Here is a 10,531-nt window from a genome sequence, read left to right as displayed (position 1 = left end):
AAGATGACCTTCGCGAGCGTGGCGAGGGCCATGATGAAGCCGCCGCCGAGCAGCGCGGTGATGACGGGCAACCAGGCCGACAAGTCGGGCATCTCAGGGCCTCCGGGCATGGGAAAGGGCCCGCGCGGCCGCAGGCGATTAGAAAGGCGGTAAGAAGCGTCAGGTGTTGATCGTGACCGGAACTATTTTTCCCAGTCGACCATGGCCGCAGCGACGATCTCGCTGATAGTGGCGGCGGCGCGGATATGCCGTTTGGCGGCCTGGCGTTTGGCGTTGATCCCCGCCTTCAGCGCGTCGGCGGCGTCCGCCTGTTCCCGGATGCTCGCGACCACCTCTTTGACGGTCTGGCCGGTCGCAGCGCGCAGGGCGTCGAGATAGGGCGTGGATGGGGTTTCGCCGCGGGCCTCGGCCGCCTGCGCGGCATGGATATCGGCGAACGGGTCGGACAGGAGTTCGCGCGCCTCGCCATCGATCTTTCGGCACAGGTGGACCCGAATGGCCTCCAGATAGGTGTCCCGGCCCGGCGTCCCCGCCATGATGGTGGCGCCGTCGGCCTCGATCACCAGCAGACCCTTGTTGGCGTCGCCTTGGAGCGGAATCTCGCCTGGCGCAGAGGTATGCCCGACCGTGACGATGTCATCGGTCCGCTCGCAATACCGCACGAAATAATGGAACATATCGACCCTCACTTGTTGAACCGGCCCATGCCGAACATTGTCCCGTCGATGCTGCTCATCGCCACATTATCCATTCGGATCTGGAGCTTCACGACGCGGTTACCGGCAGCGATGCCCGTCGCGATCCGTTGGATGCTTGCGCTGTCGGTGCCCCAGCCGGCACCGCCCTTCGGCGAGCCGACCTGCACCCCGTCGACCGTGAAGCGAATTTGCCAGGCCTGCGGCAGGGTGCCGCTTGAATAGGCGTTCTGGACGTCGCCCCACAGCAGCAGTTCGCCAGCCACGCTCATGTTGACCGTGTACGTGCAGCGGTCCTGCCAGGTGTAAGATGGGCCACCGGTCAGGGTGCCGGAATCGGTGACGCCGAACGTCTTGGTCAGGCTGTTGTCGACGACCGCGCTTGTGGTGACCCGATTGGTCTTGACGGTGCCATCCGCGTTGAGGCCCGCTCCCACCCGGCCATCGTTGATCTCGGTCGGGATGTTGAGGATGTTGGTGGCCCAGTCGGCGCCGATCGTCGAGACGATCACCCAGCCGGAGCCATTCCAGCGGCGCAGTTCGCGCGTGCTGCTGTTGTACCAGAGGTCTCCGATCGCGGTCGCGGTCGGCGTGCTCGTCGAGAAGAACGTCGTTACCTTGCCGTCGGCAGTCGCTTGCGCGCCCGCGGCATTCGTGATCGCCAGCGCAACCCGCGTATCAGCGGTCAGAACCCAGACGCCGCTGCGGCGAGTGTAGAGCTTGTTGGTGTCGTTCGTGTCGAACCAGAGATCGCCTTCGCTCTCTCCCTGCCCTGAAGGCGGACTGTTCTGATAGAAGGTGTTGATCTTGCCGTCGGCCGTGTCCTGCGCATTCTCGGCCGCCGCGATCGCCGCGACCGCCTGATCATAGGCAACCTTGGCGATCTGGTTGAGCAGGGCCTGCCGGGCGATATAGGCGTCGCGGAACTTCGCGATGAAGGTCGTGCGAACTACCGGCGTGTCGCTGTCATAGTCGTTCCATGCCGGCGACAACCCGCCCAGATAGGCCGTCAGGTCAGCCAGCGCCGTGTCATAGGCCGTTTTCTGGGTGGTGATCCCCTGGGCGGTGGCACGGGCGTCGATGCCCGCCTGCTCGTCAAGCAGCACCGTGTAATCCTGCACGACGCGCGGCTTCTCGCTCCGGTCGAGGATGCCGTCGTCCACGATGCGGGTCAGTTCTTCCAGTTCGATCGCCGGGCTGGTGACGGGCCCCAGAATAAGGCGGTCGCCGACCACGCCCTGCCGGCGATAACTGACGGCCGCCTGATATTCGGTGGCGGGCAATATGCCGGGAATGATCTTCTGGCTGATCTCGGGCGGTTCTATCCCGGCGCCGACCCAGCCGTCGCCGTCCGGCATGCCGCTGGCGAATTCTCGATACTCGAAGATGATGGCGTCGGCGCTGGTGCTGTCGATCGCGCCGCTGATGATCAGCGCCGGCAGCGTAGTGCCGCCATCGGTGACCGATGATGCCGAAATCACCCAGGCGCCAACCGATGGGATGGGATTGACCGGCGGGCCGGTAACGCCGGGCGTCGGGGGCGCGATTGTGGTCTGACCCAGGGCGAAGGGGTGCTTCGCGTCCGTTTCGGATCGAGCCGAGAAGCGTGGGCAGCCGGTTGTCGGGTCGATCTCCCGGTTGGTGAGCAGCACCTTCTGGCCGTTGAGCCCGACCTCGGGCGTGATGACGATCAGCGCGTCGCCCGGCTTGTAGCCGATCCAGCGCGGCCGGAGCGGCATGGTGATCGGGCCGAACTCGCGGCTGTTCTCGATGCCGTAGCGGGCCAGCGTGGCGGCCTGTTTGATGTCCTGCACGAACGGATAATCGGCTTCCTTGGTCCGCTCGCCGCCGTCGAACTCGACATGCTCGGGCACGCGCACGGGCGCGGCCGAGATGACCTCCCAATTGTGCGCCTCGCTGCGATAGCGCGGGATGATGCCGTTGATGCGATCGCGGCGGGCCTGGGTGGCCTGGACGCTGATCGGACCGGACAGGTCGCCGATGGTGACCGTGTCGAGTGCGACCTTCGGGGCGTTTACGAAGCAGCTGATCTTCGCGCCGAGGGCCAGCGGTTCACCGCAGCCGGCCTGAAGAATGTTGACCAGCGTGTCCCACTTGCTGTCGGTCGAATAGGCAACGCCACCGATCTTCCAGCTGTTGAGGTCGGCGATGTTCGCCCCCTGCACGAAAGCGTCGACATCGATGCCGACGATCGGCGCACCGATGCCCAGCACCCTCTTCCCGTTCTGCCAGCGTCCCAGGCACCACGTCAGGGCGTGGAGATAGGGATTTTCGGAATAGACATAGGTCGACTCCTGCAGCGCGCGACAGGAGCCCGAGCCGCCCGGATAGGTGCTGTCCAGGCGCGGGTCATAGACCTTGACGCCCTTCACGACCCAGCCGGGCTTGGGCGTACCATTGGTGAACTTCTTGCCCTTCGTGTCGAAGCGCATCCGCCACATGGCCGCGGCATAGCCCGACAGCTTGTGCGCCGACGTCCAGCCTGGCGGGGTCAGCGGGTCAGCGGGGATGGACAGGGACACGGGCTCGGGCGTCTGGCCAAGCTGCGTCTTCTGCCACATGAAATCATTGTAGAAGCCCAGCGCGGAGCCGTTGATGTCGAACGGGACGACCACCTGATCCGAGTAGAAGTCCTCGATCTCCTCCACGGGACCGGCGCCGGACAGGATCACCACGAAGGTCTGGCGATCATTGTCGCCCTTGTCGTTCGTGTCGTTCGTGTCCCAGTAGACGATATTGCCGGCGTTCCACGTCCGGCCCATCAGATAAGGGATGCCGGCGCTCGGATCCGAATTGAACGTCGTCTGTGAGCCGGTTAGCGGTGGTCGCTTGGCCGTCAATCCAGCTGCCAGGGATAGAGCCGTCGATGCAACGCTAGCGACCGTGGCGATCGTCGACAGACTAACACCAGCAACAAATGTGCCGGCCGAGGCCGCGGCAATGGATGTGCCGGCGGTTAACGCAATGCCTGCGCCGACGCCCGTCGCGACCAGCGCGACCGCACCAACGACCAATGCCGCGGTTCTCAGGGTCCTCGACATAGTGCATCATTCTCCAGGAGAAGGAGATTCGGGATGGCGGCGGTAGCGCAGGTGTTGGCGGCGGCCTTGACGTTGGCCGGCTCGGAGCGAACGACGACACGCGTGGAGGTGGACGGAAAGGTCTACCGGGTTGCGGTTCAGGATGGTGCAGTGCTGGTCGCGAACAAATCAGCTGTCGTTATCTGGTCATTGGAAGAGCGCGACCGCCAGCGCACTGCGGTTTTCAAGGCGACCGGCTGCAAGATAGTCGACGAGTTGCCAGCGGCGGATGCCATCCTGCGCGGTCGCCTGTCCTGCCCTACCGGCGCGGGGTCGCCCGCCAAGCCGTGATGTACTCGATCGGCTGAAGCACGCCGGCCCCGACCAGATCCTGATGATAACCGACGCACCGGCCGTTCCCGAGGGCGACGAGTAGGGCGCCACCGAAATCATGTTCGCCGGGGATCGCGATGATATCGCCGACGACTGCTGCAGCCGGCGCGATCCGCTCCAGGCCATGCGCATCGACCGCCGCGCAGATGTTGGCGAAACCGCGATCTGCCAGCGCCTTCCGCGCCGAGCGCACGGTTCGGTAGCTTCCCTTCGCCGGCAACTTCACCCGATAGCCCAGCCGCCTGAGATGCGCCGCCGCCATGCGGACGCAGTCGCGCTCGCCGAACTTGAACGGCTTGTCGCGGAACTCATCGAGGGTTGCCTGCGCGGCCAGCCGGCGGCGCTCGGCCTCGGGGACGATCGTCATACCACGAAGCTTTCGGGAACGGAGAACTGGAACCCCCAGGGGGCATTCATCGTGTACGACACGGCTCGAGGCGGCGCCTCCACGCCCCAATAGACGCCTTGGGGAACGCCGGTCTGGAAGTCGAAGCCAAGCTCGCCGGGCCAGATCGACTTATGGAAGCCGGTCGACAGCCGGGCGCCTTCGTCGTCCGTGAAGAACCGCTCGAAGATCGAGGCGACCTCATATTCAAGTTCCCGGCTGTTCTCGCCGGCCGTCAGCACGGGCACGTCGAGTTCGCCAATGAACAGCAGGTGCGGCGAAGGAATGACCTGCCCGGTCGCCCGGTCGACGCCGCCCATGTAGATCGTCACCAGCGACCCCTGCATGTCAGGCCCCGCCAGGTCTGCCGCCGCCGCGTCGCTCGCCGGCAACAGCGTCACCGACAGCCGCGGAGCCTCATTGCCCATCCCGTCCGTCAGGCTGGAGATCGCGGACAGCGTCCCATAGGTCGGATCCTTGCCGACGAAGGTGCGCGAGTTGAACGACAGCTGCCCCGCGCCGTCGAGCAGGTTGACCTGATAGTCGGGCAGTTCGATCGAGACGGCACCGAAGACGGTCGGCGCTCTGCCGCGAAGGTCCGCATCCCATCCCGGAGTGAGATCGCTCATTATTCGGCCTCGGTGATGCGGAACTGGAGCCCGACATTGCGCGCGACGTCGACGCTCCAGCCCTGGCTGTTGCCGTCGGTGAAGCCCTCGATCTTCGGCGTGTCGATCTCGACGACCGCGCCATCGGCGTAGGAGACGCGCATCATCGGCTCGATCGACAGCGCTATCTTGCCGGCGCTGCTCGCGGTGCCGGCAGCCATCAGCATGTGCAGATAGCGGCGGCCGCCATGCACGACCGAGACCATCTGCCCGGCCTTGAACTTGCGCCCCGTCGTGACACCCCGGATGTTCAGCGTCGTGCCCGCCTGCCCGGCACCGTCGACCGCGCCATCGCCCGTGCCGTCGACATCGATCGTTTGTGGCCAGGGGAAGATGGCGCCCTCCTTCTTCCCCTTGATCAGCGCCGCGACCCACGCGGCGGCCTCGTCGTCGCTCGCCATCGTGTTCATGGTGACGTCGATCGCGAACCGGTCACCCAGCCGGTTGAGCTTCTGGTCGGCGCCGCCCAATGGCGAGCGGAGCACGCCTCCCCAGTCCAGATAGGCGGGATTGACCGCGCCGGGCCCCGGCGATGACGGAATGAGCACCGCCATCAGCCGCGTCCCAGCCGCTGACGACCGCGCCGACGCAGATCGGCCTGTGCCATGGCGCTACCGCCGGCCGCGCCGCGCTGGGCCGCGACCATGTCGCCCGAATTGATGCGGTCCCAGAACTCGGGCGTCATCAGGTTGCCCTCGAAATAATTGTGAATGGCGCCGCCGCCCATGTCCTGGCCGGGTTTGCGGATGTCAACGATCTCGCCTCGGGTGGCGCGGAACTGCACCAGGTTCCGGTCGATGCCGGACATGCCGCCCACCTTGAAGGAGCCACCCGTCTTGAAGCCCGGCATATCGCCGCCGCCCGTGCCCAATGTCGACGCTAGAAAATCATCGGCCGACGTCGTGCCGCCGCCGAATATCTTCCCGAACGTCCCGAACAGGCCGGTGAGCCCCCCGATTGCGCCGCCGAAGTCGCCGCGCTTGATGGCGCTGAGCATCCCTTGGAAGTCGCTGACGACGCTCTGCGCCATGTTGCCGAAAGCTTCAGCGGTGCGCGCGGTCGCATCCTCGGCGGGATCGACCATGTTCTGGTCGAGCCTGCCGAAATGCTGGCCTATGGCGTCGACCATGTCGGGCACATAGCTATGCCCAACGACCCGGTCCCAGAGTTCATAGAAGGCATCGCCGACCGCCTTGATCTTCGCCTTCACCGCGTCGAACAGTGCCGAGAGCTTCTCGCCGATCCACTGCTTCACACCTTCGTAAAGGCGCTTCAGGATCGGCCCGATCTTGTCCCAGTTCTGCCAGGCGACATAGACCGCAGCTGCAGCCGCGGCGATCAGCGTCAACGGCCCGCCGGCGATGGCGAGCCCGAGCAACGCGCGGCCGATCGTCGCGATGATTGGCACCAGCGTCGTGAAGATCGGGCCCAGCCGGGCGACAACCGCAATCACGGTTCCGAAGCCGCTGACGACACTGCCGACGATCGCGACGAGCGGGCCGATTGCGGCGACGACAGCGCCGACCGTGACGATGATATTCAGCAGCGCCGGGTCAAGTTCGGACATCTTGTCGACGAGGCCGGAGAGGCCGGACACCAGGCTCGTCACCATGGCGAGCAGACCGCTTTCGCCGATCTTGATCGCCAGGGTCTCCAGCGCGCCGCCCAGCTGCTCCATCTGGGCATTGAAGCCCTTCATCCGCTGCGCGGACTGCGCCGCGGCGTCCGTCTTCGCGATGCTGGCGGCGAGCGTGTCGAGCCCCTGCGACCCCTGCTGCATCAGCGACAGAGCGGCGCGAATCCCGTCTGCACCGAACAGGTCGCCCATCTTCTGGATGCGGTCCTGGTCGGACAGGCCGGCGAACTTGTCCTGAAGCTCCTGCGCGATCTCGGCCATAGACCGCATCTGGCCGTTGGCCTGGTAGAACTTCAGGCCCATATCCTGGATCACGCCGGCCGCCGTCGACGACGGACTGCCGATCGCCATCAGCATGGCCTTGAACGACGTTCCCGCATCCGAGCCCGAGCTGAAGCTCGACGAGATGGCGGCCAGCGTCGTCGTGAAATCCCTGAAGTTCACGCCGACCTTGCCGGCGACGCCACCGGCCTGCGCCATGGCCAGCTGAAAGTCGTTGAAGTCGAACTTCGACTGGTTGACCGAGCCGGTGATCAGGTTGACGACGCCGGGAAGGTCGGAGACCTGCATCTTGAATTGCGCCATCGTGTCCGTAAGCGCCGCCGCCGCCGGATCCAGTTCGGTGCCGGCCGCCGCCGCAAGGTCGATCGCCGCCTTCGCTGCGCCACCCAGGATCTGCTGCGCAGTGAGGCCGTTCTTCGCGAGCATGTCCATCGCGCCAGCCGCTTCGGAGGCGCTGAAGACCGTCGACTTGCCCAGATCGAGCGCGAGTTCGCTCATGGCCTTCATCTGCGCGCCCGAAGCCTGCGTCGAGATCGACACGTCGTTCATCTTCGCTTCGAAGTCGCCTGCGAACTTGACGATTCCGGCGCCCGCCGCAGCGAGGGGAGCGGTCAGGCCGACGGACATCGACTTGCCGATGTCGCCGATCTTGTCGCCGATCTTGCCCAGGTCGCGGCCGAGCTTGGTCATTTCCTTCTGGGCTTCGCTCGCACCCTTCAGGAACGCAGCTGTGTCGAGACCCAATATGACTCTGAGCTGGCCGATAATAGAGCTGGACATGCCGGCCTCCTATTTCCGCGTCAGAGCGCGCCCCCAGGCCGCCAGTTGGTCTTGCCAGGGCTTCGACTGGCCCCGCTTCGGCTTGGGCTTTTTCGGCGACAGCAGCGTCGACAGGCGGGGGAACTTCTTCACCCGGCCGAGTGCGGCGGTCATGTGGCCGATCGTGATGGCACGGTCGCTATCGACCTGGGCGCGCGCAGCGGCCCCTTCGAAGACCCGAGCAATCTCGCGCGGCGTCAGCCGCCAGAACTGCTCGGGATCGCGACCGATCTCGCACCATCTTACTTGGAGCCGGCCCCATTCCCAGACCGGCCCGTCGTCCGAGGGCCCGAGGCGGACGTGCCACCCTCCCCGGCATCGGGGAACGCTGCCTGCACGGCCCGGGTGATCAGTTCTCCGGCCTGGGCGAGACCGCCGAGCTCGTCGATATATTCGCCCGCCTTCTCATCGGTCAGGCTGGGCTCGCTGTCGGAGAGGCCGATGCGAAAGAGCTTGCGGACATCGCGGATCGACGGCTTCGCGCCGATGATCGTCGAGATCTCGGTGATGTCCTTCAGGTTGAACTCTTCCTCGATCACGCACAGCGCGTTCGTGGAATAGCAAAGGATGTGGTCGACTCCCTCGATCTTGAAGCCGACCTGTCCGCGCTGACGATTGGCGGCCGCCATGTTATGCGGCCGCCGTCAGGGTTGGCTTGCCGCTGACCTTGAAGGTGGCGGCGCCGGTCATGCGATCGTCGATCGGCGTGGCGCGCGAGTGCGAGGTGAAGAAGCCCTTGAGATCGAGCGTCGCACCGTTCGGGAACTCGACCTGCCATTCCTCGACAGCATCGCTCGCGAAGCTGTCGGCGATCTGGTCGTCGTCCGCCTCGCCGGGGATAAGGTTATAGGTCAGCGTGGTTTCGCCGCCGTCCTTGAGGCCCGGCTTATATTCGCGCCAGCCCTCGGGCGAGCTCATGTGCGTGAACTCGACCGCATCCTTCGTCATCTCGGGAGGGTTGAATTCGACGACCTCGGCGAGCGTGACATAGGTGCTTACGCCGGTCTTCTTCTTGAACAGGGTCAGGTGACCGATATCGGTGTCGGCAGCGGTAGCGGCCATGGCTATTCTCCCTCGCAAAATGACGAAAAATTGGACGGACTGTCCGTCACAGTTGGCGGATCACCCTCAGGTCGACGCTGGCGCGGTGATCGATGGCGCCGATACTCGCTTCGCCCTTCTGGGCTTCAACCTTGCTGTCCGCGTCGATGACGAAGACCCGGTATTTCTTGCCGGCAGCGACGTCGCGGAGGCCTTGGCAGAGAGCAACGACCGCGCGGCGAAGTCGGATGGCCGCGCCGGGGGTCTTCGCCCAGCAATCCACCTGCACACGAGCATCGCTCCAGATCGGGTTGCCCGTCATCTTCAGTTCGGGAACGTCGCTGATCAGGTGCAGCACGATGGCCGGCGCATCATCGCCCTGAGGCCGCAGTTCCCAATCGACGCGATTGCCAGCGATGTCGCTGATGCCCGCGGTCTCGAGCATCTTGGCGCGCAGCCATTCCTCCATGATCAGCCCTTTCGAGCGAGACGCTTGGCGTAGCGTTTGGAAGCGGCGGCGAGCGCACCCCACAGGTCGCGAGCCAGGCCGCCAAGCAGCCCGCCGCTATGTTGGTCCCACGCCTTGCGCATGTAACCGCGCGGCGGGTTGTTAGGACTGCCGAACTCTTGGGGCAGCGCTTGAGGATAACCATCGGCGGTCGGGCCCATATAGACTTCGACCGTAGCCTTGTCGGCAGAACGCTTGCGGCGCTGCCCGGGCGTGCCCTGCTTCGTGCCGACGATGATGCTGCTTTCCAGATCGCCCTCGTCGACCGGCGCATTGACCTTCGCGGTGTCCGCCATAGGCTGGAGCCGGCGCTTGCCGAAGCGGGTCAAGGTCGCTTTGCCTATGTGGCGCGGCAGCTGCCCCAGGGCCTCGTTACATTGGCGCAGGCCCTTAATCTGAAACTGGGTGCGGCTCATAGATCGGGCCTGCTAGCCGCGGTGATCTCACGAGCCGAGCGGCGATCATATCCGCGCGCTTCCTTGTTACCGGTGACTTCGAAGGTCTCGCCCTCGCACTCAAGGAAGTCCTTGCCGGTGATGGACAGGGTCAGGGCATCCCAGCGCATCAGGAAGCGGCTTGCTAAATCCTGCGCCTGTTGCCCGGCGCGAACTTGCTCGCCATCCGAGACGTCGACCTTCTTCGCCCAGCGGCGGCCAATCTCGACCGGAGCGCCCTGGACGCGCGAGAACCCATCGTCGACGATCGGCGCGCGCTTGATGATGACGAGACGATCGAGATCGCCGGCAGCGAGGCCAGCCATCAGGCGTAGACCTGGCGGGAACGGAGCAGTCGGTTTGCAGCTTCCGAAATCGCAGGCGCCGAATCGCGATGCTTATACTGGTCGCCCGTGATGAGCAGGATGGCCGAAATGATGTTGGCGGGTACCTGTTCGTATCCAGCATCATAGCGGATCGTCACGGCCTCGGGCTCATCGGCGGTGGAGGGCCAGCTTTTCCCAGCCCGGAGCGAGACGTGGCTGCCAGCCAGCCGATAGTCGCTGCTCGGCATGGTCTGCTCGATGCCAGCTGTGTCGAGATACTTCACGCTGACGATTGCCGCTACC

At 65.2% G+C, this 10,531-nt stretch carries 14 protein-coding genes; 1 reads left to right on the top strand and 13 read right to left on the bottom strand.

The window, feature by feature from the left end; genetic code table 11:
- Nucleotides 1–182: 182 nt before the first annotated feature.
- Both KAY22_RS19440 and KAY22_RS19435 read right to left on the bottom strand, forming a co-directional pair.
- Nucleotides 183–563: a hypothetical protein gene (locus tag KAY22_RS19440; protein ID WP_296624929.1), complete on the bottom strand. Its 381-nt coding sequence runs from the start codon at nucleotides 561–563 to the stop codon at nucleotides 183–185.
- A 122-nt stretch (nucleotides 564–685) separates the two neighbouring features.
- Complete coding sequence (locus KAY22_RS19435; protein WP_296624928.1) at nucleotides 686–3,556, bottom strand: hypothetical protein; 2,871 nt, start codon at nucleotides 3,554–3,556, stop codon at nucleotides 686–688.
- A 234-nt stretch (nucleotides 3,557–3,790) separates the two neighbouring features.
- Here KAY22_RS19435 and KAY22_RS19430 point away from each other — a divergent pair, with 234 nt between their 5' ends.
- Nucleotides 3,791–4,087, top strand: a complete 297-nt coding sequence (locus KAY22_RS19430; RefSeq protein ID WP_296624927.1) for a hypothetical protein — start codon at nucleotides 3,791–3,793, stop codon at nucleotides 4,085–4,087.
- On the opposite strand, the gene KAY22_RS19425 is transcribed toward KAY22_RS19430, so the two are convergent.
- From KAY22_RS19425 to KAY22_RS19375, 11 genes are all read right to left on the bottom strand, one after another.
- Nucleotides 4,056–4,496 carry a hypothetical protein gene (locus tag KAY22_RS19425; RefSeq protein WP_296624926.1) on the bottom strand — a complete coding sequence of 147 codons (441 nt, stop codon included), beginning with the start codon at nucleotides 4,494–4,496 and terminating at the stop codon, nucleotides 4,056–4,058. The two genes, KAY22_RS19430 and KAY22_RS19425, sit on opposite strands and share 32 nt — an antisense overlap.
- On the bottom strand, nucleotides 4,493–5,143 hold the full coding sequence (locus KAY22_RS19420) for a hypothetical protein (RefSeq protein WP_296624925.1): 651 nt from the start codon (nucleotides 5,141–5,143) through the stop codon (nucleotides 4,493–4,495). Before KAY22_RS19420 ends, KAY22_RS19425 begins: the two co-directional genes overlap by 4 nt.
- The gene (locus KAY22_RS19415) at nucleotides 5,143–5,736 is read right to left on the bottom strand and encodes a hypothetical protein (RefSeq protein WP_296624924.1); all 594 of its coding nucleotides are present in this window, start codon (nucleotides 5,734–5,736) and stop codon (nucleotides 5,143–5,145) included. The genes KAY22_RS19420 and KAY22_RS19415 overlap by 1 nt, the downstream gene beginning before the upstream one ends.
- Nucleotides 5,736–7,880: a phage tail tape measure protein gene (locus tag KAY22_RS19410; RefSeq protein ID WP_296624923.1), complete on the bottom strand. Its 2,145-nt coding sequence runs from the start codon at nucleotides 7,878–7,880 to the stop codon at nucleotides 5,736–5,738. Before KAY22_RS19410 ends, KAY22_RS19415 begins: the two co-directional genes overlap by 1 nt.
- A 9-nt stretch (nucleotides 7,881–7,889) precedes the next feature.
- A complete protein-coding gene (locus tag KAY22_RS19405; RefSeq protein WP_296624922.1) occupies nucleotides 7,890–8,033 on the bottom strand; it encodes a hypothetical protein in 144 nt (47 codons plus the stop codon).
- Nucleotides 8,034–8,161: 128 nt separating this feature from the next.
- Complete coding sequence (locus KAY22_RS19400; protein WP_296624921.1) at nucleotides 8,162–8,548, bottom strand: hypothetical protein; 387 nt, start codon at nucleotides 8,546–8,548, stop codon at nucleotides 8,162–8,164.
- A gap of 1 nt (nucleotide 8,549) precedes the next feature.
- The gene (locus KAY22_RS19395; RefSeq protein WP_296624920.1) at nucleotides 8,550–8,981 is read right to left on the bottom strand and encodes a phage tail tube protein; all 432 of its coding nucleotides are present in this window, start codon (nucleotides 8,979–8,981) and stop codon (nucleotides 8,550–8,552) included.
- 46 nt (nucleotides 8,982–9,027) lie between these two features.
- Entirely contained in the window at nucleotides 9,028–9,429 is a 402-nt protein-coding gene (locus KAY22_RS19390; protein WP_296624919.1) for a DUF3168 domain-containing protein, read from the bottom strand.
- Nucleotides 9,430–9,431: 2 nt separating this feature from the next.
- Nucleotides 9,432–9,884 carry an HK97 gp10 family phage protein gene (locus KAY22_RS19385; RefSeq protein ID WP_296624918.1) on the bottom strand — a complete coding sequence of 151 codons (453 nt, stop codon included), beginning with the start codon at nucleotides 9,882–9,884 and terminating at the stop codon, nucleotides 9,432–9,434.
- Nucleotides 9,881–10,228, bottom strand: a complete 348-nt coding sequence (locus KAY22_RS19380; RefSeq protein ID WP_296624917.1) for a head-tail adaptor protein — start codon at nucleotides 10,226–10,228, stop codon at nucleotides 9,881–9,883. Before KAY22_RS19380 ends, KAY22_RS19385 begins: the two co-directional genes overlap by 4 nt.
- The coding region (locus KAY22_RS19375; RefSeq protein WP_296624916.1) for a hypothetical protein at nucleotides 10,228–10,531 on the bottom strand (304 nt) is incomplete at its 5' end. The genes KAY22_RS19375 and KAY22_RS19380, both read right to left, overlap by 1 nt.

It is taken from the genome of Rhizorhabdus sp., from assembly GCF_018006725.1.
Lineage (GTDB): Bacteria > Pseudomonadota > Alphaproteobacteria > Sphingomonadales > Sphingomonadaceae > Rhizorhabdus.
Note: the sequence above shows the minus strand (reverse complement) of the source record. Positions and strands in the feature narration are given on the sequence as shown.

Coding starts and splice junctions, on each gene's coding strand:
- KAY22_RS19430 (WP_296624927.1), top strand. CDS start 3,791: ATGGCGGCGGTAGCGCAGGTGTTGGCGGCGGCCTTGACGTTGGCCGGC.
- KAY22_RS19425 (WP_296624926.1), bottom strand. CDS start 4,496: ATGACGATCGTCCCCGAGGCCGAGCGCCGCCGGCTGGCCGCGCAGGCA.
- KAY22_RS19420 (WP_296624925.1), bottom strand. CDS start 5,143: ATGAGCGATCTCACTCCGGGATGGGATGCGGACCTTCGCGGCAGAGCG.
- KAY22_RS19415 (WP_296624924.1), bottom strand. CDS start 5,736: ATGGCGGTGCTCATTCCGTCATCGCCGGGGCCCGGCGCGGTCAATCCC.
- KAY22_RS19410 (WP_296624923.1), bottom strand. CDS start 7,880: ATGTCCAGCTCTATTATCGGCCAGCTCAGAGTCATATTGGGTCTCGAC.
- KAY22_RS19405 (WP_296624922.1), bottom strand. CDS start 8,033: ATGACCGCCGCACTCGGCCGGGTGAAGAAGTTCCCCCGCCTGTCGACG.
- KAY22_RS19400 (WP_296624921.1), bottom strand. CDS start 8,548: ATGGCGGCCGCCAATCGTCAGCGCGGACAGGTCGGCTTCAAGATCGAG.
- KAY22_RS19395 (WP_296624920.1), bottom strand. CDS start 8,981: ATGGCCGCTACCGCTGCCGACACCGATATCGGTCACCTGACCCTGTTC.
- KAY22_RS19390 (WP_296624919.1), bottom strand. CDS start 9,429: ATGGAGGAATGGCTGCGCGCCAAGATGCTCGAGACCGCGGGCATCAGC.
- KAY22_RS19385 (WP_296624918.1), bottom strand. CDS start 9,884: ATGAGCCGCACCCAGTTTCAGATTAAGGGCCTGCGCCAATGTAACGAG.
- KAY22_RS19380 (WP_296624917.1), bottom strand. CDS start 10,228: ATGGCTGGCCTCGCTGCCGGCGATCTCGATCGTCTCGTCATCATCAAG.